Source organism: Citrobacter sp. wls706, from assembly GCF_005281305.1.
Taxonomy (GTDB): Bacteria; Pseudomonadota; Gammaproteobacteria; order Enterobacterales; family Enterobacteriaceae; genus Citrobacter; species Citrobacter werkmanii.
Map to the genome: position 1 here is coordinate 387,348 of NZ_SZXG01000040.1, position 24,652 is coordinate 411,999.

The following is a 24,652-nucleotide window of genomic DNA, read 5'->3' on the forward strand; positions in this document are numbered from 1 at the left end:
CGCTATCCGGCACATGATCCAAACTTAGCGCTTTTTACCCATTGCCGCTGCCAGCGCATCCATCATCGCGCTGTTGCCCGCAGGCTGAGCGTCACGGCCACGAGGTTTCGCGGCTTTTGGTGCCGGACGATTGCCCTGAGTACGATCGCTATTTCCGCCGCTGCGGCGCGCGTTGGTTTCACCTGGCTGCTCGTCCAGACGCATAGTCAGCGCGATACGCTTACGCTGCAGGTCTACTTCCAGCACTTTTACCTTCACAATATCACCCGCTTTCACCACGGTGTGTGGATCTTCGACGAACTTATTTGACAGTGAAGAAATGTGCACCAGACCGTCCTGGTGTACGCCGATATCGACAAACGCGCCGAAGTTGGTGACGTTGGTGACAGCCCCTTCCAGAATCATTCCTGGCAGCAGATCGTTCATGGTTTCTACGCCGTCAGCAAACTGTGCGGTTTTGAATTCAGGACGCGGGTCGCGGCCCGGTTTTTCCAGCTCTCTGATAATGTCGGTGACGGTTGGTACCCCGAAACGTTCGTCGGTAAAGTCGGACGCTTTCAGATTACGCAGTTCTGTGCTGTTGCCCATCAGATCGCGCAGCGATTGCTCGGTGGCGGCCAGAATGCGTTCCACAATCGGATACGCTTCCGGGTGAACGGTAGAGGCATCCAGCGGGTTATCGCCGTGGTTGATACGCAGGAATCCCGCACACTGCTCAAAGGCTTTAGGCCCCAGACGGCTGACTTTGAGCAGTTGTTGGCGGTTCTGGAACTGGCCGTTCTCGTCACGCCAGGCCACGATGTTTTGCGCCATCATGCGTGTCAGGCCCGCCACGCGGGTCAGCAGCGGTACGGAGGCGGTGTTCAGATCAACGCCGACGGCGTTTACGCAGTCTTCCACTACCGCATCCAGCTTACGCGCCAGCTGCGTCTGGCTGACGTCGTGTTGATACTGGCCCACACCGATAGATTTCGGATCGATTTTCACCAGCTCAGCCAGCGGATCCTGCAGACGACGGGCGATAGACACCGCCCCACGCAGCGAAACATCAAGGTCTGGGAACTCCAGCGCCGCCAGCTCGGAAGCGGAGTACACTGATGCGCCGGCTTCGCTGACGATTACTTTCTGCGCAGTGACTTGCGGGAACTGTTTCTGTACATCGAGGAAGAAACGCTCGGTTTCGCGCGACGCCGTACCGTTACCAATCGCCACCAGCTCAACGTTGTATTTTTCACATAACGCCGCAACGGCGACGGCGGCTTTGGCGGCCTGACCGGTATGCGGATAAATGGTATCGGTAGCGACCAGTTTGCCGGTACCGTCAACCACAGCCACTTTTACCCCGGTACGCAGACCCGGATCGAGGCCCATTGTGGCGCGCAGTCCGGCTGGAGCGGCCATCAGCAGGTCATGCAGGTTGCGGGCAAAGACGTTAATCGCTTCATCTTCCGCACGTTCGCGCACGGTACCCATCAGCTCGGTTTCAAGGTGCATCAGCACTTTGATGCGCCACGTCCAGCTCACAACGCCTTTACGCCAGCTGTCGGCAGGTGCGTTATTCAGGCGCAGTCCCAGATGATCCTGGATAATCTGCTCGCCGTGGCTCTCTTTTGGCGGCTCATCGAATTGCGGGTCGGCATTCAGAGAAAGCTGTAACACGCCTTCGTTACGACCACGAAACATGGCCAGCGCACGGTGGGATGGCACGGTAGAAATCGGTTCATGGTGGTCGAAATAGTCACGGAACTTCGCCCCTTCCTCTTCTTTACCGCTGACCACGGTAGAAACCAAATGCGCGTTTTTCCACAGGTAATCACGAACTTTTGCCAGCAGCGCGGCGTCTTCTGCGAAACGCTCCATCAGGATGTAGCGCGCGCCGTCGAGAGCGGCTTTGGTGTCCGCCACGCCGTTTTCGGCGTTGAGGTATTTTGCGGCTTCCGTTTCCGGGTCGTGGGAGGGGTCGTTCCACAGCAGATCAGCCAGCGGCTCCAGCCCGGCTTCAATGGCGATTTGCCCACGGGTGCGGCGCTTGGGTTTGTACGGCAGATAGAGATCTTCGAGTTCGGTCTTACTTAACGTACCGTTGATCGCATTCGCCAGATCATCGGTCAATTTGCCTTGCTCGCCGATAGATTTCAGTATCGCCTGACGGCGGTCTTCCAGTTCACGCAGATATCCCAGACGGGTCTCCAGATTACGCAATTGCGTATCGTCCAGACCGCCGGTGATTTCCTTACGATAACGTGCGATAAACGGCACGGTGTTCCCTTCATCAAGCAGGCGAACGGCAGCTTCTACCTGTTCAGCACGAGCCTGAATTTCACCTGCGATAATGCGGCAGAAAGAATCATTCATCATGGATAGCTTCGTCTATAGGATAAAAAATCAGGGGATAGTTATACGGATTGACTGGCAAAAATGCCAGTCATCTACGGGGGCTTCGGATTGTTCCGGTCTCACTTCACGTATTCGATCTCGTTTACGTACCAACTGGCTTCGCCGCCAGGGGTGTTTACTACCGCGAGATCGCCGACCTCTTTTTTCAGCAGCGCCCGCGCCATTGGCGAATCGATAGAGATGTAATCTTTACGACCGAAGATCTCATCGTAGCCGACAATGCGGAATTTGCGGATGTCGCCATCGTCATTTTCAATCTCGACCCATGCGCCGAAGAAGACTTTGCCTTCCTGTTGCGGGGAGTAATCGACGATTTTCAGATTTTCCATGCACTTGGTCAAATAACGGACGCGGCGGTCGATTTCGCGCAGGCGCTTTTTATTATACTGGTAGTCGGCATTTTCGCTGCGGTCGCCCAGACTTGCGGCCCAGGTGACCTTTTTGGTGACTTCCGGGCGCTCTTCACGCCAGAGATAATTCAGCTCTTGTTTGAGTTTTTCATACCCTTCACGGGTTATCAGGGGCGTTTTCATCTTATTGTTTTACCTTCGACTCTGTGATGATGCGCACAATTAGTATTACGTGAGCATATCAACAGAATAAATAATGTATTGCGAGAAACATTGTATACTTAAGCTGCTGTTTAATATGCTTTGTAACAATTTAGCCTGGAATTCATACCAGAATTCGCTGGTGACTCACGTGAGCTTTCTTAAGAATATACACTTAATTGTTGCGAACCTTTGGGAGTAATAACAATGCAAGAGAACTATAAGATTCTGGTGGTCGATGACGACATGCGCTTACGTGCGCTTCTGGAACGTTATCTGACCGAGCAGGGCTTCCAGGTTCGAAGCGTCGCAAACGCTGAGCAGATGGATCGTCTGCTGACCCGTGAGTCCTTCCACCTGATGGTGCTGGATTTAATGCTGCCGGGTGAAGACGGCCTGTCTATTTGCCGTCGCCTGCGCAGCCAAAGCAACCCGATGCCGATCATTATGGTGACTGCGAAGGGTGAAGAAGTTGATCGTATCGTAGGGCTGGAAATCGGCGCTGACGATTACATTCCGAAACCGTTTAACCCGCGTGAACTGCTGGCGCGTATTCGTGCCGTACTGCGTCGTCAGGCGAACGAACTGCCGGGCGCACCTTCTCAGGAAGAAGCGGTTATTGCCTTTGGTAAGTTCAAACTGAACCTCGGTACGCGTGAAATGTTCCGCGAAGATGAGCCGATGCCGCTCAGCAGCGGGGAGTTTGCGGTACTGAAAGCGCTGGTAAGCCACCCGCGTGAGCCGCTGTCTCGCGACAAGCTGATGAACCTGGCCCGTGGTCGTGAATACTCGGCGATGGAACGTTCTATCGACGTACAGATTTCTCGTCTGCGCCGTATGGTGGAAGAAGATCCGGCGCATCCGCGTTATATTCAGACCGTATGGGGCCTGGGCTACGTTTTTGTTCCGGACGGTTCTAAAGCATGAGGCGAATGCGCTTCTCGCCACGAAGTTCGTTTGCCCGCACATTATTGCTCATCGTCACCTTGCTGTTTGCCAGCCTGGTGACGACTTATCTGGTCGTGCTGAACTTCGCGATTTTGCCGAGCCTCCAGCAGTTTAATAAGGTCCTGGCCTACGAAGTTCGTATGCTGATGACCGATAAACTGCAGCTGGAGGACGGTACACAACTGGTGGTGCCTCCCGCGTTTCGTCGGGAAATTTATCGTGAGTTGGGTATTTCCCTCTATTCCAACGAGGCCGCTGAAGAGGCCGGACTGCGTTGGGCGCAACACTATGAATTCTTAAGTCATCAGATGGCGCAGCAGTTGGGTGGCCCGACAGAAGTCCGCGTTGAGGTCAACAAAAGCTCGCCGGTCGTGTGGCTGAAAACCTGGCTGTCGCCCAATATCTGGGTACGTGTGCCGCTCACTGAAATCCATCAGGGTGATTTCTCGCCGCTGTTCCGCTATACGTTGGCGATCATGCTGCTGGCCATTGGCGGCGCATGGCTATTTATTCGTATTCAGAACCGACCGCTGGTGGATCTTGAACATGCGGCGTTGCAGGTAGGGAAAGGTATTATTCCGCCGCCGTTGCGTGAGTATGGCGCTTCTGAGGTGCGTTCTGTTACCCGTGCCTTTAACCATATGGCGGCAGGCGTGAAGCAACTGGCCGATGACCGTACATTGCTGATGGCAGGGGTGAGCCACGATCTACGTACTCCACTGACGCGTATCCGTCTGGCGACGGAAATGATGGGCGAGGAAGACGGTTATCTCGCAGAATCCATCAATAAGGACATCGAAGAGTGTAACGCTATTATCGAGCAGTTTATCGATTATCTGCGTACCGGTCAGGAGATGCCGATGGAGATGGCAGATCTGAACTCGGTGTTAGGCGAAGTGGTCGCGGCGGAAAGCGGCTATGAGCGTGAAATTGAGACTGCGCTGCTGCCGGGCAACATTCAGGTGAAGATGCATCCGCTGTCGATCAAGCGTGCGGTTGCCAATATGGTGGTTAATGCCGCCCGCTATGGTAACGGCTGGATTAAGGTCAGTAGCGGTATGGAGCCGCATCGCGCCTGGTTCCAGGTGGAAGATGATGGTCCAGGTATCAAGCCGGAGCAGCGTAAACATCTGTTCCAGCCGTTTGTCCGCGGGGACAGCGCGCGTAGTACCAGCGGTACGGGTCTGGGGCTGGCGATTGTGCAGCGTATTATCGATAACCATAACGGTATGCTGGAAATTGGCACCAGCGAGCGGGGTGGGTTGTCGATTCGCGCCTGGCTTCCGGTGCCCTTCACTCGTGCGCAGGGCACCACGAAAGACGCATAAAAAAGGGAGGCGAAATGCCTCCCTTTTTGTTGTTGTAGGCCGGATAAGGCGAAACCGCCATCCGGCAACGTCAATTACAGCTTCGGCCCGGCGCTAACCAGCGCTTCACCTGCTGGGGTGTCGGTGTACTTCTCGAAGTTCTCGATAAACAGTTTCGCCAGTGCATTGGCTTTTTCCTGCCACTGCTCCGGTGACGCGTAGGTATTACGCGGATCGAGAATACGAGTATCCACACCCGGCAGTTCGGTTGGGATAGCCAGGTCAAACATTGGCAGACGGAATGTTTCTGCGTCGTCCAGTGAACCGTTCAGAATGGCGTCGATAATCGCGCGAGTATCTTTGATGGAGATACGCTTACCGGTACCGTTCCAGCCGGTGTTAACCAGATACGCCTGCGCACCTGCCGCCTGCATACGTTTCACCAGCACCTCTGCGTACTGCGTTGGGTGCAGCGTCAGAAATGCTGCGCCAAAGCAAGCAGAGAAGGTTGGGGTCGGTTCAGTGACGCCACGCTCGGTACCGGCCAGTTTAGCGGTAAAGCCAGACAGGAAGTGGTACTGCGTTTGATCGGCGGTCAGGCGAGAAACCGGCGGCAGCACGCCAAACGCGTCGGCGGTCAGGAAGATAACCTTAGTGGCATGACCCGCTTTTGACACCGGCTTAACAATATTCTCGATGTGATAAATCGGGTAGGAAACACGGGTGTTCTCGGTTTTGGAACCGTCGTCGAAATCGATGGAACCATCTCCGCGCACAGTGACGTTTTCCAACAGCGCGTCACGACGGATCGCGTTGTAGATTTCCGGCTCGGCCTCTTTAGAGAGTTTGATGGTCTTGGCGTAGCAACCGCCTTCGAAGTTAAACACGCCATCGTCATCCCAACCGTGTTCATCATCGCCGATCAGGCGGCGTTTGGGGTCGGTGGACAGCGTGGTTTTACCGGTGCCGGACAGGCCAAAGAAGACCGCCACATCACCTTTTTCCCCGACGTTTGCCGAGCAGTGCATAGAGGCGATGCCCTTCAGCGGCAGCAGGTAGTTCATGACGGAGAACATCCCTTTTTTCATCTCGCCGCCGTACCAGGTACCACCAATCAACTGAATGCGTTCAGTCAGGTTGAATGCCACGAAGTTTTCTGAGTTCAGACCCTGCTCTTTCCATTGCGGGTTGGTGCATTTAGCGCCGTTCATTACGATAAAATCAGGTTTAAAATCAACCAGTTCTTCGTCGCTTGGGCGGATGAACATATTTTTGACAAAATGCGCCTGCCAGGCCACTTCGGTAATAAAGCGCACGGAAAGACGGGTATCGGCGTTAGCGCCGCAGAACGCGTCAACGATAAACAGGCGTTTGCCAGAGAGTTGCTGGGTGACTAACCCTTTCAGATGTTGCCAGGTTTCCGGGGAGAGCGGTTTGTTGTCGTTCTTGCCTTTACCTTTGTCTGACCACCACAGCGTATCTCGCGTGGTGTCGTCGCGGACAATGTACTTATCCTTCGGCGAACGCCCGGTAAAGATACCGGTATCAACAGCAACGGCGCCCAGATCCGTTAACACGCCACGCTCATAACCTTCCAGATTTGGATCAAGTTCTTCCTGATACAATAGGTCGTAGCTGGGATTGTAAACGATATCCTGAACGTCATTGATACCATAAGCCTTGAGATCTTGCGGGGTTAAACTGTTGTTCACACGCATTTCACTGCTCCTTAGCCAATATGTATTACCTGGAATAGTAAGGTTTTTTTGGGATTGCTAACCGCGACAAGGCTCATAGATTTACGCATCCGGCAAAACCACGGGCGACCGAATGCGCTGCGACTCCTGTCACAAAGAGGCAGATATTATGGCAGGAAACCCTTTTTTGTTGTGGAAAATGTTCTTAAAACGTTAATAGAGAGTGTTTTTGGCGGGAATCTTGTGAGTGTAATCGCATTCACGTAAGAAAAATACGTAACTCATACATAAACAATATCGATTCACTTCCCGTGGCGGTGGTCTGAATCCGGTCCATCAATGCTCAAAATTGTGAAGTTGATGCGATAATTACCTTTTCTCTTCATTCTGGATGACGACATGGATAGTGTTAAACTTTCACGCACAACTCGCTGGGGCATGATATCCATCGGCCTGCTTCAGGGGATATTGTGCTACCTGCTAATGACGTATCTTGTGCCGCATAACGACGGCTGGCTGTTCTACGGCATGCCCGCGACAATTGCCCTCTCTTCGGCGCTTCTACTCACCGTGGTCTCTTTCAAACAGCGTGTGCTGTGGTTCTGGATGGCGCTGATCTTTGTTGTCGTGCTGGCGATGAGCGTCTGGCTAAAGTGGCAAATCGAGGGCAGCGACAGGTGGCGGCAAAATGATATTTTTATGCTCTACGGCTGGCGATTACTGCTGATGGCGATGCTGGCTTTGCCGTGGATTCAGTACTCGCTCCAGGCATCCCGTCAGCAGACGCGCTATGCGCAGTTTTATACGAGCTTGTGGCTTAACGCGCTGACGTTACTGATCGTCTTTATTTCTAATGGCTTGTTCTGGCTGGTGCTCCTGCTGTGGAGTGAGATGTTTGAGCTGGTCGGGATTACCTTTTTTAAAACGCTGTTCTTTGAAACCGACTGGTTTGTGTATGTCGCGGTAGGATTGATCACGGCTCTGGCGGTCGTGTTAGCCCGCACGCAGTCGCGTCTGGTCGTCGCAGTACAAAAGCTGCTGACGTTTATCGCCACTGGCCTGCTGCCCCTGGTCGCTTTGCTGGCGCTGATGTTTATGCTGACCTTGCCTTTCACTGGACTGGAGGCTATCTCGCAGCGGGTGTCTGCGGCTGGGTTGATGTCAACGCTGACGCTGCTCCTGCTGTTGTTGATGGCTATCGTGCGTGAGCCGCAAAAAGAGGCGCTTCCTTATCCTGGCGCGTTGCGCTACCTGATCAAATGTTCTCTGGTTGTCGCGCCCATCTATATGCTGATCGCCGGTTGGGCATTGTGGGTGCGAATTCAGCAGTACGGTTGGACGCCCGAGCGTTTACATGGTGTGCTGGTGGTCTGCGTGCTGCTGGTCTGGGCGTTTGGTTATCTGGCGAGCATTTTACGCCGTGGGCGGAATCCGCTTGCGTTTCAGGGGCAGGTGATTCTTTGTGTTTCGTTACTGGCGTTGGGGCTGTTGATTCTGCTGTCGTCGCCGGTTATTGATGCCTGGCGCATCAGCGTCAACAGCCATATGGGGCGGTATCACAGCGGGAAAATTAAGCCGGATCAGGTCAGCCTGTATATGTTGGATCGCAGCGGAAAACCGGGACGTGCCGCGTTGGAAGCATTACAAAAAGATGTGGCGTTTAATCAGGACAGTAAGCGCCGACGCGACTTGAATTCTCTGCTGCAAGGAAGTCGCGATCCCATTCAGGATCTGAGTGCCACTCAGTTAGCGCCGAAAGTGACGATCGCACCGGGTAGCAAGCAACCTGATGAGAGCTTCTGGACGTATGTCAAAGGGCAGAGCTACCGTATTACCTCCTGCGTTGAGGAGAACACATGCGTGCTGGTCGATCAGGACCTCAATGCGGATGGTAAGCCTGAACAGGTGCTGTATGCCTTTGGCGATGGGGTGAGTCTGGTTTTCGGTTTGCAGGAAAATAAATGGGATCTGTTAGCGGTTGCCGAGCTTCCTGAAGGATTCAATAAGGATAAATTACTGCAGGCGGTGGCGAACCATCAACTGGCTTCAGCCCCCAGAATCTGGCGGGATATCACTATTGATGGCACCCGATTGCAGATGAATTATTACAACGAGTGATCTTCTTGCCGATAGCGTTTTGCCGGATGGCGACGCGAACGCCTTATCCGGCCTACAATAGTTTTCCGTAGGCCAGATAAGCGCCATCACGCAAGACGGTGATTAATGGACCTGTGGGTCTGCTGGAGAAGCGTTGCTGCGGATCTCAGCAATATCCATAGCGTTAAACAGATAGTGGCTACCGCAGTAATCGCAGTGCATATCGATCTCGCCTTCTTCCGCCAGAATGCTGTCCACTTCTTCGTCCGGCAGCGTTTTCAGTGCGCCTGCGCAGCGTTCGCGTGAGCAGGTACATTTGAACTCAACGTCCTGCGGATCGTAGAGAGTGACTTCCTCTTCGTGGTACAAACGCCACAGTACTTCGTTAGCTGGCAGCGTCAACAGCTCTTCGGTTTTGATGGTTTCGGTCAGGGCGGTGAGGTGATCGAAATCATCTGCCTGCGCGTTTTGCGCCGGCATCACCTGCAGCAGCATCCCACCAGCGGCGGGTTTGCCATCGACGTCGCCAGTTCGGATAAACAGACGAGTCGGTAGCTGTTCAGAACGCATGAAGTAATCTTCCAGACAGGCGGCCAGCGTGTCGCCTTCCAGACCGACCACACCCTGATAACGCTCGCCTTCTTCCGGCGTAATGGTGATCACCAGGTAGCCGTTGCCTACCAGCGTTTTCAGATCCGCGCCTTCAGGAATATCACCCTGCATGCGGGCCACGCCACGCATCTGCTGGTTGTTATTGCCGTTGATGACGGCCAGGCTCAGCGGACCATCGCCCTGCAACTGAACGGTGATATCACCAGCAAACTTCAGCGTAGCGGTGAGCAGGCTGGTGGCAACCAGTAGTTCAGCCAGCACGTTTTTGACCGGCTGCGGGTAAGTATGGTTTTCGAGGATCTGTTGCAGGGTTTCCGAAACGGTCACCAGCTCGCCGCGCACGGCAAAGTTTTCAAACAGATAACGATGTAATTGGTCATGTTGCGGCATAATCATCTCTCTTGCAGGTGACAGTCACTCGCTGTCGCCGTGTTTAAATCGTAACAGGTCGCGGCGTTCTTTCTTGTCCGGTCGTCTGTCCGGGTGCGGCATGGTTAACGCGTTAAGTTTACGCGCCAGCGCCATTTTTTCGCGTTTTTCCACGCTTTCCGCGGTTTCTTCATACAGCGTAACGGCTTCCGTGGCCGGGCGACGCTGCTCGGTAATGGCCTTGATAATGACCGTTCGCTCGTCATTTCCCTGGCGCAGGGTGAGGGTGGCGTTCAGCTCGACAATTTTGCTCGGCTTACTGCGCTGGCCGTTGTAATGCACCTTACCGCCTTCAACCATTTCGCGGGCCAGCGCACGCGTTTTATAAAAGCGCGCAGCCCATAGCCATTTATCCAGCCTGACTTCAGCAGAGGGCTTTTCTTTCATGGCGTCTCCTTCACATCAGTGAGGGGATCAGTCGGCGGTAGTCATTCAATGACGGATGGCGTGCGTACTGTTTTTCCGCAATACCTGAGTCGGGATTGGTTACGCCGAGGCAGTAACGAATGCCGAACAGAGCAGCGGCGTCGAGAATGGGTTCGCTATCGTCAATAAACAGCGTCTTCTCTGCACTCATTCCCGTTTCTTCAGCCACAGCGTGCCATAACCGCTGATCCTCTTTGGGATAACCAAATGTGTGGGTGGAAAGTAATAAATCAAGGTGCGAGGCCAGACCGGTATGCTCTAGTTTTACCGCGAGATTATGCGGATGTGCGTTGGTAAGCAAAATACGGCGTTTGCCGCTGGCTTTCAAAGCATCAAGAAACGGTACGGTATCTTCACGCAAAACGGCGCGTGGTCCTTGTTCCGTTGTCATGGCGCAAATATCCAGATCCAGGCACTCGCTCCAGTAATCCAGGCAGTACCAGTTTAGCGTATGCTGCACGGCATGATACTGCTGGCGAATATAGTCCTGGGCTTCCTGGGGAGAGATGCCCTGCTTCGCGCCGTAGGTTTCCGGCACCAGTTTTTGCCAGAAATAATTGTCGAATGCCAGATCGAGTAGCGTGCCGTCCATATCCAGCAACACGGTGTCGACATCCTGCCAGGCAATATTGATATGCATGGAAACTCCCCAGAAGAAAACATGATGCGCGACAGGGTAGCATATCCTGGCGCGCGAGCGTGTTATCGAATCAGGCTTTCCGGGTCGTCAATCAGCGTTGGGTTGAGGCAACTTTCGTAGTAGCTCTGAATTTCCGCGATGCGCGAACGATGGCGCTGGTAGCGTCTGAATGCCTGAACGCTGTTATAGATAGTGCATCCGAGCATGGAGAGCATCAGCAGCGTCGTGCCAAGGTAGCGCCATAATCCTGAACGATCCGGGATTCGGTGCAGGCCAATGTGCTGAGTACCGTTAGCGTCGGTAGAGATATTGGTGACAATCCCCTCCGCGCGAAATGGTGTTTGCATTAGCATCTGAGCCAGACGCTGGAAGGCGTTCCATTGTTCTTGCGGCGGGTAGTCATACAGAGAGGTCGACGGCCAGGGCTGATCCACCAGATCGCTGCCTTCGTCGCTGATAATCAAAAAACCGCCAGGGGCAGGGCTATTCAGCGCCTGGGCCGCACGCGCTGTCTCGCGAGCAATAAACGGCGCCGTAGAGGTATTCACCAGATTATCTAGCGACTCTGCGCTTACTGGACGCAACAACACGTTTACGCCATCCAGTTTTCCGGCGTTAGCGCGTTTCACCAGCGCAGCCCAGTCTTTACTGTTACCGAGGTTAACCAGCGCATTTTTTAAGCGTACGCATTCATCTTTGGCTGCGCACAAATCGGCTGTTTTCAGGACAATTTCACCAAAATCGTCCAGTAACACCATGCCGGACTTTTGGATTGCCGAACGTAACGACGCGCTGACGCGGGAATCATCATCCGGTTTGGGGTGCAACTGGCGGTTTACGGCCTGCGTGAGCGCGGTGGCTTTATTCACCAGATCGGATTCAGGAAGCGGTAGCGCGCGCGCGTCATTCCAGATAATTTGCGTGCAATCAAAAGGCATGAACGGCGTGGCGGGCTGTGTATTCCAGCTCCCTTGGGTATGAATGTTACACATACCTGTGCCGCTCAGGTGTAGCGTGTCCCCCACGCGGACGCCCGCGTTCTCAAGCTGTTTCACGCTGTTGGCTTCGATAGTCTGTGCACCTTTCATCCACGAAAGCGTGAATTTTATCGGCATATCTAACGGGATCCAGAACAGTAGCATCAGCAGCACCAGCAGCGAACCGCCTGCGATAACGGCATTGCGTAGCCAGTGTTGCAACGGGAAATTTTTAACTTCGTCGTGCAGGGATAAAAAACGCCCCTGGCGAACAACGTGGCGATCGAGATAAATATCGATATCCGTTTGCTGACCGAGATCCTGCGCAATGTATGGCTGCCAGTGAGGGGGATAGATCAGATCAATAATACCCAGAGAGATATTGTTAATTTGCTCCTGGTCGTTCTCGCCAAACAATCCCCAGCGACGCGGCGTCCCGCGCAGACAATGAATTTCTCGCAGGGCAGTTTTAGATGGCGGAGCGAACAGCCCCCACAGACCTGCACCCAGCAACAGCACCGCGCCACCGACTGCCCACGGCACAAACGTATCCGGGATGATTAAACATAAAAAGAACAGCAGGAATGATGCGGCGATCAGTAACGCTTCGCGTAATCCAGAAGGGCGGCTGAGCGCATATTCTTCATGGGTTTCCTGACGAATATTCAGTAGTTCGATTTGTTCGCTTTCTTCACCGCGAATGGACGCCTGGGTAGAGGCGGTATGCTGCAACGCATAGCCACGCGCTTCCTGCATATATTCCTGCAGCGTGTGGCCGTTTAGCGAAATAACCAGCGGCAACGTATTGGTGTGGATCAGCTCAACGCTGTTTTCGTCATTGATGTATTGTTCCCAAAAAGGCGGCAAATGCACCTCAACGGAATCAAGATAATAGCGCCATTTGTTAGGATCGTCGGTGGTAATGCCGTAACGTGTAATCGCGTGCGTAAGCACAATGACGCTGTTACTTTGGGCATTCAGCGTTAACGATACCGGCGCAGAGCTGGCGCCCGTTGGACCTGGTACTTGCTGAATTTGACTCAGGTTTTCGAGATAGTTTTCGACAGCGCTGCGTTCTTCAGGCGTAAGTTTACGCTTCGCGGCGTCTGAAAAGACGTTGCTCAAGGGTAAATTTTTCCGTCTGGATTTCGTTCTGAGTCGCCACCCTGCGAGCAATGAGCAGGCCAGCAAAGCAGCTAAAAAAATCAGAATGGTGCTCATGCTTTCCCCATCTTACTTAGTCTGTCAGGCGTGGTCAGTCGCACCCTGTTCAATATTCGTGATTCTTTAGTTGGCTATCGGCAAGTGTGGAGTTGAACTTGAGCATCTTAAAGCGCAGCCCAGTAAATGCGAATCATAGCAAAATCACTAAAAATGGAATATCAGCAAATTCCTGGAGTTATTTCAACCTATTGACTTTTAATTTGAAATAGGGATTAACTTTTAGTACGTTACATAAATGTAAATAAACGGCAATTCACGTTGCCGAAACCGTGCGGTATATCGCACAATGACCCCAGATTTCACAGCAAAGATCCTCACAATGAGCAAATCATTACAAAAACCCACGATTTTGAAAGTGGAAACCGTCGCCCAATCCCGGCTGTTTAAGGTCGAAAGCGTGGACCTTGAGTTCAGCAATGGCGTACGCCGCGTTTATGAACGTATGCGGCCCTCCACGCGTGAAGCGGTAATGATTGTGCCGATTGTGGATGACCACCTGATCCTTATTCGCGAATACGCGGTCGGGACCGAGTCATACGAACTGGGTTTTTCCAAAGGATTAATTGATCCCGGTGAAAGCGTATTTGAGGCGGCGAATCGGGAACTGAAAGAAGAGGTGGGATTTGGCGCGAAAGATCTGACGTTTTTGAAGAAACTCAGCATGGCGCCGTCTTATTTCTCCAGCAAGATGAACATTGTGGTGGCAGAGGATCTTTATCCTGAATCGCTGGAAGGGGATGAACCTGAGCCATTACCGCAGGTACGCTGGCCACTCGCGCATATGATGGATTTGCTGGAGGATCCTGATTTCCACGAAGCGCGCAATGTGAGCGCGTTGTTCCTCGTACGCGAATGGCTGAAAGGGCAGGGCCGGCTTTAATATCTATCCCACTAAATACACAAACAATAAAAAAGGCGCCGAAGCGCCTTTTTTGATCAGAACAGTTCGTGTGTCTCACCATTATCGATAATGGTTGTCCCTACCTCGTGTACCGCCTGCTGCGTTGGCTGAGTACCTTCAATGAAATACTCTGCACGGCTGTTACCGCCGCTCGCCAGTTGACCGGTACTGCGATCGATATTGACTGTCACAATACCCGGCGGCGGCGTCAACGGCTGCTCAGGCACTCCTTCCAGCACGGATTTCATGTAAGCATCCCACGCAGGCTGTGCGCTCTTCGCGCCGCCTTCATAGCCGGAGATTTGATCTTTGATCGCCCCGGAAGCTGTCGTGTGACCCAGATTGCGGCGATGATCATCAAAGCCGATCCATACTGACGTCACTACGCCTGGCCCGTAACCGGAGAACCATGCATCTTTCGAACTGTTGGTGGTCCCGGTTTTCCCGCCGATATCATGACGCTGTAAATCGCGACCGGCACGCCAACCAGTTCCCATCCAGCCTGGTTCACCAAAGATATTGGTGTTCAGCGCGCTTTTAATCAGGAAGGCCAGCGGCGTGTTGATCACGTGCGGAGCGTACTCCTGCGTTCCACTTTGCGCGACCAACGCCTGATTCGCCTGCTCAAGCTGCGGCATAGGCACGGCGGCATTCTGCTGTTCCTGCGAGACAGCGACATCTTCTACATTGCTGTTTTCCAGCACGTTAGATTTCTGGGTATCGCCATAAATCACCGGGATATCACAATCCGGGCAGGCAATTTTTGGCTTCGCTTCGAAGATAACGCCGCCCATATCGCTTTCGATCTTACTGATGAAATACGGATCGACCAGGAAACCTCCGTTCGCCATCACCGCGTAACCGCGCGCCACCTGCATTGGCGTGAACGAGGCGGAACCCAGCGCCAGCGACTCGGTGTGCACAATGTTCTGTGCCGGGAAGCCGAAACGTTGCAGATACTCTGCCGCGTAATCCACGCCCATGGCGCGCATGGCACGGACCATCACCACGTTTTTCGACTGGCCCAGACCCTGACGTAAACGGATAGGACCAGCATACTGCGGCGGTGAGTTCTTCGGCTGCCAGTCGGAACCGGCACCGGCATCCCAGCGGGAGATCGGCACGTCGTTGAGCATACTCGCCAGCGTCAGACCTTTATCCATCGCGGCGGTATAGAGGAATGGTTTGATGTTGGAACCCACCTGGCGTAGCGCCTGGGTTGCACGGTTAAACTTGCTCTGGTTGAAGTCAAAACCACCCACCAACGCCAGCACCGCGCCGTTTTGCGGATTAATAGAAACCAGAGCGGAGTTAACGTCCGGCACTTGCGCCAGCCACCAGGCATCGCCAACCTGGCGTACCCAGATTTGCTGACCGGCCTGTACCACATCTGTCACTTTACGCGGCGTCGGACCTTGCTGGGTATCCGAGCGGTAAGGACGCGCCCAGCGCATGCCATCCATCCGTAATGACACTGACGTACCATCCGCCAGCGCGGCAATGGCTTCCTGCGGATTGGCGCTGGTGACAACCGCCGGCAACAGTGGCCCATATGTTGGCAGCGCTTTCAGCGTATCGGTAATTTTTTTGCTGTCCCAACTGCCTTCGCCCACTTTCCACAGCACGTTTGACGGGCCGCGGTAGCCGTGGCGCATGTCGTAATCCATCACGTTGTTACGTACTGCCTGCTGAGCCGCCTGCTGCACTTTGCGCGTAATGGTGGTGGTGATGCGATACCCGTCTTCATAGGCTTTCTCGCCATAGCGGTTATACATCTCCTGGCGCACCATCTCAGACAGATACGGCGCAGAGAAGGCGATTTCCGGCGCGTGGTAGTTGGCGTCAATGGCTTCATTACGCGCCTGATCGTACTGGGCCTGCGTAATGTAGTTTTCACTCAGCATACGCGACAGCACGACGTTACGTCGCGCGGTGGCCCGGTCCATCGAATAGAGGGGGTTGAAGGTTGACGGCGCTTTTGGCAGACCGGCAATCACTGCAATCTCACTTAAGCTGAGCTGATCGACCGTCTTACCGAAATAGACCTGTGCGGCAGCACCCACGCCATAGGCGCGATACCCCAGGTAGATCTTGTTCAGATACAGCTCGAGGATCTCATCTTTACTCAACAATTGTTCAATGCGGATCGCCAGAAACACTTCTTTGATCTTACGCATCAGCGTACGTTCCGGGCTCAGGAAGAAGTTTCTCGCCAACTGCTGGGTAATAGTACTCGCCCCTTGTGAAGCGTGACCGGAGAACAATGCGACGCTGGCCGCACGGAAGATCCCCACCGGGTCTACCCCGTGGTGCTCATAAAAGCGGCTGTCTTCTGTGGCGATAAAAGCTTTGACCATCACTGGCGGCATCTGATCCAGCGTGACCGGGATTCGACGTTTCTCGCCATATTGCGCGATCAGCTCGCCGTCAGCGCTGTAAACCTGCATCGGGATCTGTAAACGCACATCTTTGAGCGTCGCGACGTCAGGTAATTGCGGCTCAATATAGCGATAGAGGCCATAAATCGAGCCTGCTCCCAGCAGGATGCAACATACTGCAAGGATTAATAAATACTTTACGAACTTCACTGGAGATTTCCCATTTAGTGGCATTTGGGCAGTTTATAAACAAACGCGCGGTAGTATAAAGGCAAGCCAGACGCATTGATATACCCGTTAAAGCAACGGGTGATACGGAGATCATCAGCAATGGCTTTCAATATCTGGAAAATTGGTCTGCATATTCAGCAACATGAAGCGCTGGCTGCCGCTGTCGTTCGCGACGCGACCGGTTGGTTTCTACAGCGCTGGTGGCGTATGCCGCTGGCACCTAAGGTTATCGTTGATGGCCACATTCGCGAGCCTGAACAGCTTGTCGCAACGCTACTGCCGTGGAGCCGTGAGCTTCCTCGCCGACATCATATTCACCTCTCCTTTCCCGCCAACAGGACGTTACAAAAAAAGTTCCCTCGTCCGGCAATGGCCTTGCGCGAACCAGAGCAAACCGCATGGTTGTCCGGTTCGATGGCGCGTGAACTGGATATGTCGCCGGATGCGCTGCATTTTGATTATAGCGAAGACACGTTGAGCCCGGCGTTTAACGTCACCGCCGCGCAAAGCAAAGAGATTTCAACGCTGCTGACGTTAATACAAACGCTGAAAGTACAGGTTAAAGCGATTACGCCGGACGCCAGCGCCTTACAACGATTTATTCCTTATTTACCCGAAGATCAACAGTGTCTGGTATGGCGTGATGATACCCAGTGGCTATGGGCGACCCGCTCGTCATGGGGGCGAAAATTGACGAGCGATATTAGCCGTCTCGACGAACTCGCCGCGACGTTATCTCTTTCCCCGGCAGCCATTGCGCTATGCGACCCCAGCGGATTCGATCCTTTAAATGTCGTGTCCGTTCGCCAGCCGCCAATTCCACCGCAAAGTCACCGCTTTGCCATTGCATTGGGGCTGGCCATGGGAGGAACGTATTGATGATAGCGACCATCAATCTTCTGCCCTGGCGTCAGACACGGCGGTATGCCTGTTTGCGCTTCTGGGGTGTCTTCTTTAGCGCTTCGCTGCTGCTGAGCATTGGCGTGACGTTAATCTATTACAGTGTTTTTAGCATGGAAAACCGGGTCGAACTCCTGCTGGTAGAGGCTGAAAATGAACGCATAGCGGCGCTGACGGCGCTAAAGCCTCGTTTGCAGCAGCGTCTGCAACAATGGCAACAGGTACAAGCGCGAAACAAACAGCGTGACCAGACCCAAAGCTGGCAACAGATTCTGCAACAGCTGGCGGAATTACTCCCGGAACAGGCGTGGTTAACCAAAATGACCTGGCAGCAAGGGACGCTGGAGCTGACCGGAAATACGTTGAGCTTTGCCGCCCTTAAGTCACTGGAAACTCAATTACGCCAGCAGCCGTGGTTTGCGTTAAATCGCCCCGGCGAAACGCAGCAGGATGCCCAAGGGCGCTGGCAATTCCACTATCGTCTGACGCGGAGTGACACGCATGATAACGCTCTGTGATGCCTGGCTGGCGCAGTCGCCGCGCTTTCGATTTATGTGCGCATGCGGCTGGATTTTAGGGCTGCTTATGATGGTAGCGCTATGTCTTTACCCCGCCGCCAGGCAGCGGGGTATGCAACAACAGGCGCTGAACCAGCAGCGTGCCGCCATTCAGACGCAATGGCGAAACGTGTATTTGCTGGCATCATCGCCAGGAGAGTCTGAAGAAACGTTTACTCCGTTTTCCCCGCTGCTGTTTCAGACCCCCCTTGCACGTCTTGTTCACTGGCAACCCACCATTAAGGGCGGGGAGATGACGCTGAGGCCAGCGTGGGATGCTATCCCGCCGATGTTTGCCCAACTGGCGGAACAAGGGATGAACGTCAGCCGGTTTTCTCTCAGTGTAGAAGGCGCTGAACTGCTGTTAACGCTACAGCTGGAACATCTGAATGACGGTTGAACGCTGGCTGTTGGCGTGCATTAGCGTGCTGATCCTGACCGGTATGCGCAATCCCTTCTTACCGCCGGAAGACCCTTGCCAGATAGCCGAGCTGTCGACGTGGCGCTATCAGGGCATGGTGAGCGTGGGTGAGCGACCGATCGGCATCGTGCAGGATGGGCTGCACAAATGGCGGCGAGTTGAGCGAAACGACGTCCTGAAAAACGGTTGGACGATTTCGCAGATAACGGCTGAAAGCTTAACTCTCAACACAGAGAAAAGCTGCGAGCCTGCTCAATGGCAGTGGCAACGACAGGGAGCGATAAATGAATCGATGGATGAGATGGATAGCCATGATGCTGCTGGTCGTGGTGCCCGGCGAGCTGGCGGGAAAACCGCAAAACGTAACGCTGGTGGTGGATGATGTGCCTGTTGTGCAGGTTTTGCAGGCCCTGGCGGAACAAGAAAAGAAAAACCTGGTGGTTTCACCGGATGTTGGCGGGGTGCTGTCACTTCATCTGACCGATGTGCCCTGGAAGCAGGCATTGCAAACGGTCGTGAAAAGCGCCGGATTGGTGCTACGTCAGGAGGGCAACATTCTGCATGTGCATTCTGTGCAATGGCAGAGTGAAAATGCGGCCCGCCAGGAAAATGAACAGGCGCGGATTCAGGCCAGCCTGCCTTTGGAACAACGCAACATCATTTTGCAATACGCTGACGCCGCCGAGTTGGCAAAAGCTGGAGAGAAGCTGCTGAGCGGCAAAGGCAGCATGACGGTTGATAAACGAACCAACCGCTTACTGCTGCGTGATAATAGCGTGGTGCTTAACGCGCTGGAAAAATGGGTGGCGCAAATGGATCTACCCGTTGAACAGGTCGAACTGGCGGCGCATATCGTCACGATTAATGAAAAAAGTTTGCGCGAGCTGGGGGTTAAATGGTCGCTGGCTGACGCGCAACAACCGGGGGCGGTGGGGAATGTCACCACGCTTGCCAGCGATCTTTCGGTGCCCGCGGCGACATCCCGTGTGGGATTTAATATTGGTCGTATTAACGGTCGGTTACTGGAACTGGAGTTGTCGGCACTGGAGCAAAAACAGCAGCTTGATATCATCGCCAGCCCGCGATTACTGGCTTCTCATCTGCAACCTGCCAGTATTAAGCAGGGCAGCGAGATCCCGTATCAGGTCTCCAGCGGAGAAAGCGGGGCGACATCCGTCGAGTTTAAAGAAGCGGTCCTGGGGATGGAGGTTACGCCCACTGTTTTGCAGAAAGGTCGAATCAGGTTGAAACTGCATATTAGCCAGAATGTTCCCGGGCAGGTGCTACAACAAGCTGATGGTGAAGTTCTGGCTATCGATAAGCAGGAAATTGAAACACAGGTTGAGGTAAAAAGTGGAGAGACGATCGCGCTGGGCGGCATTTTTTCACATAAAAATAAATCTGCGGCTGACAGCGTGCCGTTGTTAGGCGACATCCCCTGGCTTGGCTCTCTTTTTCGTCACGATGGAAAAGAAGATGAACGTCGGGAGTTAGTGGTCTTTATTACGCCCAGACTGGTGTCAACGGAATAACTTATGCATGAAAAACCGTTGTTTTTGCACTGAACACGTTTCAGGGATTTGACGTGGGGGTGTATTTAGCATACAAGGAGTACCGATTTGAGCGTCGGTACTTTTCTTTACTTGTGCGGCAATGAATACGCTTTGCCTTTCTGGTGGTGTGTCATAGGCTTATTTAGCCGTCATTTGACTGCGCGATATGTCGCCAGGTCTGATGTTTGCAGGGCTGCATGCCTGTCACGACCAGAAATGCGTAGGGTTTGGTGATTTATTCAGTTGCCAAACCCGCTTGAGTATTGAGATAATTTTCAGTCTGACTCTCGCAATATCTTATGAGGTTTCAGTTCATGTCCTGCTGCGCTGGGTGTCTGCGAAGCGGGTTTACCATTAACGAATAGTCTTAGTAGTACCGAAAAAATGGCAGAGAAACGCAATATCTTTCTGGTTGGGCCTATGGGTGCCGGAAAAAGCACTATTGGGCGGCAGTTAGCTCAACAACTCAATATGGAATTTTACGATTCTGATCAAGAGATTGAGAAACGAACCGGAGCTGATGTGGGCTGGGTCTTCGATGTAGAAGGTGAAGACGGCTTCCGTGATCGCGAAGAAAAAGTCATCAACGAGTTGACGGAAAAACAGGGTATTGTGCTGGCAACTGGCGGTGGCTCTGTAAAATCACGTGAAACACGTAACCGTCTCTCCGCGCGTGGCGTCGTGGTCTATCTTGAAACGACAATTGAAAAACAACTTGCGCGTACTCAACGTGACAAGAAACGCCCGCTGCTGCAGGTAGAATCACCGCCTCGTGAAGTTCTGGAAGCGTTGGCTGACGAACGCAATCCTCTGTACGAAGAGATTGCAGACGTGACCATTCGCACTGACGATCAGAGCGCAAAAGTCGTAGCAAACCAGATTATTCATATGTTGGAAAGCAACTAATTCTGGCCGAATACACACTCGTCTGCGGGTACAAGTAACTAAGGTGGATGTCGCGTAATGGAGAGGATCACAGTCACTCTCGGGGAACGTAGTTACCCTATCACCATCGCGGCTGGTTTGTTCAATGAGCCAGCTTCATTCTTACCGCTGAAATCGGGCGATCAGGTTATGTTGGTGACCAACGAAACCCTGGCTCCCCTGTATCTCGATAAGGTTCGCGGCGTACTTGAACAGGCGGGTGTTAACGTTGATAGCGTTATCCTTCCCGATGGCGAACAGTATAAAAGCCTGACGGTTCTGGACACGGTTTTCACCGCGTTACTGCAAAAACCGCACAGTCGTGATACCACGTTAGTCGCACTTGGCGGCGGCGTGATTGGCGATCTGACCGGTTTTGCGGCAGCCAGTTATCAGCGCGGTGTTCGTTTCATTCAAGTCCCGACAACCCTCTTGTCGCAGGTCGACTCCTCCGTTGGCGGCAAAACTGCCGTAAACCATCCCCTCGGTAAAAACATGATTGGCGCGTTTTACCAACCAGCCTCCGTGGTGGTGGATCTCGATTGCCTGAAAACGCTTCCTGCGCGTGAGCTGGCATCGGGGCTGGCGGAAGTCATCAAATACGGCATCATTCTTGACGGTGAGTTTTTCAACTGGCTGGAAGACAATCTGGACGCGTTATTGCGTCTGGACGGTCCGGCAATGGCGTACTGTATTCGCCGTTGTTGTGAGCTGAAAGCAGAAGTTGTCGCAGCAGACGAGCGCGAAATGGGCTTACGTGCTTTACTGAATCTGGGACACACGTTCGGCCATGCAATCGAAGCTGAAATGGGTTATGGCAATTGGTTACATGGTGAAGCCGTCGCAGCAGGTATGGTAATGGCTGCTCGTACGTCAGAACGTTTGGGTCAGTTTACCTCCGCGGATACGCAGCGCATTATTACGCTGCTACAGCGAGCAGGCTTACCGGTTAATGGGCCGCGTGAAATGTCTACCGAGGCTTATTTGCCGCACATGCTGCGAGATAAAAAAGTGTTAGCGGGAGAGATTCGTTTAGTGCTTCCGCGGGCAATAGGGAAGAGTGAAGTGCGCGGCGGAGTGTCGCACGAGGTGGTTCTTAACGCTATTGCTGATTGCCAGCAGGCGTAACAACAAGAAAGGTCCGACGTACGTTGCAAAACGTAGGTCTTTTAGCTTCAGGTTACGTGCAAAGTTGTAAGCATTAACCTTTGAGTGGGGTGTTAAATGGATGAATTCAAACCAGAAGACGAGCTGAAACCCGATCCCAGCGATCGTCGTACTGGTCGTTCTCGTCAATCGTCTGAACGCGATAATGAGCCGCAAATCAATTTTGATGATGTTGATCTGGATGCTGACGATCGCCGTCCTGCGCGCGCACGTAAAGAGCGTGAAGAAGAGCGGGACATCGAGGAAGACTATGAATCTGATGACGATGCGGTGGATGAAGAGCGTGTAGAACGTCGTCCGCGCAAGCGTAAGAAAGCGGTCAGTAAACCTGCCTCTCGTCAGTATATGATGATGGGTGTCGGTGTTCTGGTGCTGCTGCTTCTGATCATCGGTATTGGTTCTGCGCTGAAAGCCCCCTCATCTTCTTCCAGTGAACAGACTGCGTCTGGCGAGAAGAGCATCGATCTTTCTGGCAGCAATGCGACGGATCAGGCGAACACGAATACGCCTGCAACGGGCGCAGAGCAGACTGCGGGCAATACCCAGCAGGATGTTTCCTTGCCGCCGATTTCCTCTACCCCAACTCAAGGGCAGACGCCTGCGGCAACTGAAGGCCAGCAGCGTGTTGAAGTGCAGGGCGATCTGAACAATGCGCTGACGCAACCGCAAGGTCAGGAGCAGGTTAACAACGTTGTGGTGAACTCTACGCTGCCGACCGAACCTGCGACCGTCGCACCAGTTCGTAATGGTACTGCTGCGCGCCAGACTGCGAAAACGGAAACGGTTGAACGTCCTGCTGCTACGCACCAGGAACGTAAACAGGCCGTCATTGAGCCGAAGAGCAAACCGCAGACCACGGTGAAAGCGACGACGACAGAGCCAAAACCTGTTGCTCAGGCAAAACCAACCGCGACTGCGCCGACGACCACAACCAAAGCGCCTGTGGTAACCGCTGCGCCAAAAGCGACAGCAGAACCGAAAGCAACCGCGACGACGACACCTGCACAGACCGCAACTCCTGCGCCAACCGCGACGGCAACGCCTGTTGCTGGCGGAGCGAAAAGCACAGGGAATGTTGGCGCGTTAAAATCTGCGCCGTCCAGTCATTACACGCTGCAGCTCAGCAGTTCTTCTAACTACGACAACCTGAACGGTTGGGCGAAGAAAGAAAACCTGAAGAACTACGTGGTGTATCAGACGACGCGCAACGGTCAACCGTGGTATGTTCTGGTGACGGGTGTGTATGCGTCTAAAGAAGATGCAAAACGTGCAGTGTCTACGTTACCCGCCGACATTCAGGCGAAAAATCCGTGGGCAAAACCGCTGCACCAGGTTCAGGCCGATTTGAAGTAAGATAGGATATGTTCTGCAATGGTTTGCTGTTTCGCCCAATTGCGGGACAAAGACTAAAGCGCAGGATGCTGTCGGAGCTTTCTCCACAGCCGGAGAAGGTGTAATTAGTTAGTCAGCATGAAAAAAAATCGCGCTTTTTTGAAATGGGCAGGGGGAAAATACCCCCTGCTTGATGATATCAAACGGTATTTACCTCAGGGTGAGTGTCTGATTGAACCCTTCGTAGGGGCCGGGTCGGTGTTTCTCAACACCGACTTTTCTCGTTATATTCTTGCCGATATCAACAGCGACCTCATCAGTCTCTATAACATCGTGAAGACCCGCACCGATGAGTACGTGCAGGCTTCGCGCGAGCTGTTTATGCCAGAAACTAATCAGGCTGAGGTGTACTACCAGTTTCGGGAAGAATTTAATGCCTGCCAGGATCCATTCCGCCGCGCAGTGCTATTCCTGTATCTGAACCGCTTTGGTTACAACGGGTTGTGCCGTTATAACCTGCGCGGTGAGTTTAACGTACCGTTTGGTCGTTATAAAAAACCTTACTTCCCGGAAGCCGAGTTGTACCATTTTGCTGAAAAAGCGCAGAATGCGGAGTTCCATTGCCTCTCCTATGAAGAGTGCATGGACCGTGCGGATACCAACTCCGTAGTCTATTGTGACCCGCCTTATGCACCGCTTTCGGCGACGGCAAATTTCACCGCGTATCATACCAACAGCTTTAGTCCGAAAGAGCAGGCGCATTTGGCCGAGATGGCAGAAAAGCTGGTCAGTAAGCAGATCCCGGTGTTAATTTCGAACCATGACACGCCCGATACCCGTGAGTGGTACCGGGCAGCGAAACATTTTCAGGTCAAAGTGCGGCGCAGCATCAGCAGCAATGGCGGCACGCGTAAAAAGGTGAACGAACTGCTGGCGCTGTATAAACCAGGAGTCGCAACGCCTGCGAAAAAATAATTCTCAAG

21 protein-coding genes are annotated in these 24,652 nt (G+C 53.3%); 13 read left to right on the forward strand and 8 right to left on the reverse strand.

The genetic code is table 11. The features are described 5' to 3' along the window. Positions 1 to 24: 24 nt before the first annotated feature. A complete protein-coding gene (locus FDW92_RS21905; RefSeq protein WP_042311915.1) occupies positions 25 to 2,358 on the reverse strand; it encodes a Tex family protein in 2,334 nt (777 codons plus the stop codon). Positions 2,359 to 2,456: 98 nt separating this feature from the next. Further along, on the reverse strand, positions 2,457 to 2,930 hold the full coding sequence (greB, locus tag FDW92_RS21910) for a transcription elongation factor GreB (protein WP_003023524.1): 474 nt from the start codon (positions 2,928 to 2,930) through the stop codon (positions 2,457 to 2,459). Positions 2,931 to 3,155: 225 nt separating this feature from the next. Here greB and ompR point away from each other — a divergent pair, with 225 nt between their 5' ends. Continuing rightward, the gene (ompR, locus tag FDW92_RS21915) at positions 3,156 to 3,875 is read left to right on the forward strand and encodes a two-component system response regulator OmpR (protein WP_096845086.1); all 720 of its coding nucleotides are present in this window, start codon (positions 3,156 to 3,158) and stop codon (positions 3,873 to 3,875) included. Further along, positions 3,872 to 5,224 carry a two-component system sensor histidine kinase EnvZ gene (envZ, locus tag FDW92_RS21920; RefSeq protein WP_042311918.1) on the forward strand — a complete coding sequence of 451 codons (1,353 nt, stop codon included), beginning with the start codon at positions 3,872 to 3,874 and terminating at the stop codon, positions 5,222 to 5,224. Before ompR ends, envZ begins: the two co-directional genes overlap by 4 nt. Positions 5,225 to 5,298: 74 nt before the next feature. Here the strand turns inward: envZ and pckA are convergent, their stop codons facing one another. Further along, positions 5,299 to 6,921 carry a phosphoenolpyruvate carboxykinase (ATP) gene (pckA, locus tag FDW92_RS21925; RefSeq protein WP_042311919.1) on the reverse strand — a complete coding sequence of 541 codons (1,623 nt, stop codon included), beginning with the start codon at positions 6,919 to 6,921 and terminating at the stop codon, positions 5,299 to 5,301. A 378-nt stretch (positions 6,922 to 7,299) separates the two neighbouring features. Between pckA and FDW92_RS21930 the strand changes: the two genes are divergently transcribed. Further along, on the forward strand, positions 7,300 to 9,018 hold the full coding sequence (locus FDW92_RS21930; protein ID WP_042311921.1) for a DUF4153 domain-containing protein: 1,719 nt from the start codon (positions 7,300 to 7,302) through the stop codon (positions 9,016 to 9,018). Positions 9,019 to 9,120: 102 nt separating this feature from the next. Here the strand turns inward: FDW92_RS21930 and hslO are convergent, their stop codons facing one another. From hslO to igaA, 4 genes are all read right to left on the reverse strand, one after another. Next, complete coding sequence (gene hslO, locus FDW92_RS21935) at positions 9,121 to 9,999, reverse strand: Hsp33 family molecular chaperone HslO (RefSeq protein WP_016157640.1); 879 nt, start codon at positions 9,997 to 9,999, stop codon at positions 9,121 to 9,123. Between the two features lie 24 nt (positions 10,000 to 10,023). Next, complete coding sequence (gene hslR / locus FDW92_RS21940; RefSeq protein ID WP_003837900.1) at positions 10,024 to 10,425, reverse strand: ribosome-associated heat shock protein Hsp15; 402 nt, start codon at positions 10,423 to 10,425, stop codon at positions 10,024 to 10,026. Between the two features lie 10 nt (positions 10,426 to 10,435). Then, positions 10,436 to 11,104, reverse strand: coding sequence for a GMP/IMP nucleotidase (gene yrfG / locus FDW92_RS21945; RefSeq protein WP_042311923.1), 669 nt, complete (start codon positions 11,102 to 11,104; stop codon positions 10,436 to 10,438). A gap of 62 nt (positions 11,105 to 11,166) precedes the next feature. Further along, positions 11,167 to 13,302, reverse strand: a complete 2,136-nt coding sequence (gene igaA, locus FDW92_RS21950) for an intracellular growth attenuator protein IgaA (RefSeq protein ID WP_042311926.1) — start codon at positions 13,300 to 13,302, stop codon at positions 11,167 to 11,169. Between the two features lie 322 nt (positions 13,303 to 13,624). On the opposite strand from igaA, the gene nudE reads away from it, so the two are divergent. Continuing rightward, complete coding sequence (nudE, locus tag FDW92_RS21955; RefSeq protein ID WP_038634868.1) at positions 13,625 to 14,185, forward strand: ADP compounds hydrolase NudE; 561 nt, start codon at positions 13,625 to 13,627, stop codon at positions 14,183 to 14,185. 56 nt (positions 14,186 to 14,241) lie between these two features. Here nudE and mrcA read toward each other — a convergent pair whose 3' ends face one another. Next, entirely contained in the window at positions 14,242 to 16,794 is a 2,553-nt protein-coding gene (mrcA, locus tag FDW92_RS21960; protein ID WP_042311928.1) for a peptidoglycan glycosyltransferase/peptidoglycan DD-transpeptidase MrcA, read from the reverse strand. A 120-nt stretch (positions 16,795 to 16,914) separates the two neighbouring features. Between mrcA and FDW92_RS21965 the strand changes: the two genes are divergently transcribed. The 9 genes from FDW92_RS21965 to dam all read left to right on the forward strand — a co-directional run bounded on the left by FDW92_RS21965 (position 16,915) and on the right by dam (position 24,644). After that, on the forward strand, positions 16,915 to 17,694 hold the full coding sequence (locus tag FDW92_RS21965; protein WP_042311930.1) for a type II secretion system protein GspL: 780 nt from the start codon (positions 16,915 to 16,917) through the stop codon (positions 17,692 to 17,694). Then, positions 17,694 to 18,233 (forward strand): PilN domain-containing protein, encoded by a 540-nt coding sequence (locus tag FDW92_RS21970; protein WP_042311933.1) that lies wholly within the window; start codon positions 17,694 to 17,696, stop codon positions 18,231 to 18,233. Before FDW92_RS21965 ends, FDW92_RS21970 begins: the two co-directional genes overlap by 1 nt. Continuing rightward, positions 18,217 to 18,672 carry a hypothetical protein gene (locus FDW92_RS21975; RefSeq protein ID WP_042311934.1) on the forward strand — a complete coding sequence of 152 codons (456 nt, stop codon included), beginning with the start codon at positions 18,217 to 18,219 and terminating at the stop codon, positions 18,670 to 18,672. Before FDW92_RS21970 ends, FDW92_RS21975 begins: the two co-directional genes overlap by 17 nt. After that, positions 18,662 to 19,075 (forward strand): HofP DNA utilization family protein, encoded by a 414-nt coding sequence (locus FDW92_RS21980; protein WP_042311937.1) that lies wholly within the window; start codon positions 18,662 to 18,664, stop codon positions 19,073 to 19,075. The genes FDW92_RS21975 and FDW92_RS21980 overlap by 11 nt, the downstream gene beginning before the upstream one ends. Continuing rightward, a complete protein-coding gene (gene hofQ, locus FDW92_RS21985; RefSeq protein WP_170972956.1) occupies positions 18,990 to 20,225 on the forward strand; it encodes a DNA uptake porin HofQ in 1,236 nt (411 codons plus the stop codon). The genes FDW92_RS21980 and hofQ overlap by 86 nt, the downstream gene beginning before the upstream one ends. A gap of 405 nt (positions 20,226 to 20,630) precedes the next feature. Then, entirely contained in the window at positions 20,631 to 21,152 is a 522-nt protein-coding gene (gene aroK / locus FDW92_RS21990; protein ID WP_003023552.1) for a shikimate kinase AroK, read from the forward strand. A 57-nt stretch (positions 21,153 to 21,209) separates the two neighbouring features. Continuing rightward, complete coding sequence (gene aroB, locus FDW92_RS21995) at positions 21,210 to 22,298, forward strand: 3-dehydroquinate synthase (protein ID WP_042311940.1); 1,089 nt, start codon at positions 21,210 to 21,212, stop codon at positions 22,296 to 22,298. 96 nt (positions 22,299 to 22,394) lie between these two features. Next, entirely contained in the window at positions 22,395 to 23,690 is a 1,296-nt protein-coding gene (gene damX / locus FDW92_RS22000) for a cell division protein DamX (protein WP_042311943.1), read from the forward strand. A 117-nt stretch (positions 23,691 to 23,807) separates the two neighbouring features. After that, positions 23,808 to 24,644, forward strand: coding sequence for an adenine-specific DNA-methyltransferase (gene dam / locus FDW92_RS22005; protein WP_042311945.1), 837 nt, complete (start codon positions 23,808 to 23,810; stop codon positions 24,642 to 24,644). The last annotated feature ends 8 nt before the right edge of the window (positions 24,645 to 24,652 follow it).

What these genes read in the sequence shown, in the direction of transcription:
- yrfG (WP_042311923.1), bottom strand. Translation starts at nt 11,104, where the DNA reads ATGCATATCAATATTGCCTGGCAGGATGTCGACACCGTGTTGCTGGAT.
- igaA (WP_042311926.1), bottom strand. Translation starts at nt 13,302, where the DNA reads ATGAGCACCATTCTGATTTTTTTAGCTGCTTTGCTGGCCTGCTCATTG.
- FDW92_RS21905 (WP_042311915.1), bottom strand. Translation starts at nt 2,358, where the DNA reads ATGATGAATGATTCTTTCTGCCGCATTATCGCAGGTGAAATTCAGGCT.
- greB (WP_003023524.1), bottom strand. Translation starts at nt 2,930, where the DNA reads ATGAAAACGCCCCTGATAACCCGTGAAGGGTATGAAAAACTCAAACAA.
- hslO (WP_016157640.1), bottom strand. Translation starts at nt 9,999, where the DNA reads ATGCCGCAACATGACCAATTACATCGTTATCTGTTTGAAAACTTTGCC.
- FDW92_RS21975 (WP_042311934.1), top strand. Translation starts at nt 18,217, where the DNA reads ATGATAACGCTCTGTGATGCCTGGCTGGCGCAGTCGCCGCGCTTTCGA.
- pckA (WP_042311919.1), bottom strand. Translation starts at nt 6,921, where the DNA reads ATGCGTGTGAACAACAGTTTAACCCCGCAAGATCTCAAGGCTTATGGT.
- FDW92_RS21980 (WP_042311937.1), top strand. Translation starts at nt 18,662, where the DNA reads ATGACGGTTGAACGCTGGCTGTTGGCGTGCATTAGCGTGCTGATCCTG.
- aroB (WP_042311940.1), top strand. Translation starts at nt 21,210, where the DNA reads ATGGAGAGGATCACAGTCACTCTCGGGGAACGTAGTTACCCTATCACC.
- FDW92_RS21930 (WP_042311921.1), top strand. Translation starts at nt 7,300, where the DNA reads ATGGATAGTGTTAAACTTTCACGCACAACTCGCTGGGGCATGATATCC.
- nudE (WP_038634868.1), top strand. Translation starts at nt 13,625, where the DNA reads ATGAGCAAATCATTACAAAAACCCACGATTTTGAAAGTGGAAACCGTC.
- dam (WP_042311945.1), top strand. Translation starts at nt 23,808, where the DNA reads ATGAAAAAAAATCGCGCTTTTTTGAAATGGGCAGGGGGAAAATACCCC.
- hofQ (WP_170972956.1), top strand. Translation starts at nt 18,990, where the DNA reads ATGAGATGGATAGCCATGATGCTGCTGGTCGTGGTGCCCGGCGAGCTG.
- FDW92_RS21965 (WP_042311930.1), top strand. Translation starts at nt 16,915, where the DNA reads ATGGCTTTCAATATCTGGAAAATTGGTCTGCATATTCAGCAACATGAA.
- hslR (WP_003837900.1), bottom strand. Translation starts at nt 10,425, where the DNA reads ATGAAAGAAAAGCCCTCTGCTGAAGTCAGGCTGGATAAATGGCTATGG.
- ompR (WP_096845086.1), top strand. Translation starts at nt 3,156, where the DNA reads ATGCAAGAGAACTATAAGATTCTGGTGGTCGATGACGACATGCGCTTA.
- aroK (WP_003023552.1), top strand. Translation starts at nt 20,631, where the DNA reads ATGGCAGAGAAACGCAATATCTTTCTGGTTGGGCCTATGGGTGCCGGA.
- FDW92_RS21970 (WP_042311933.1), top strand. Translation starts at nt 17,694, where the DNA reads ATGATAGCGACCATCAATCTTCTGCCCTGGCGTCAGACACGGCGGTAT.
- damX (WP_042311943.1), top strand. Translation starts at nt 22,395, where the DNA reads ATGGATGAATTCAAACCAGAAGACGAGCTGAAACCCGATCCCAGCGAT.
- envZ (WP_042311918.1), top strand. Translation starts at nt 3,872, where the DNA reads ATGAGGCGAATGCGCTTCTCGCCACGAAGTTCGTTTGCCCGCACATTA.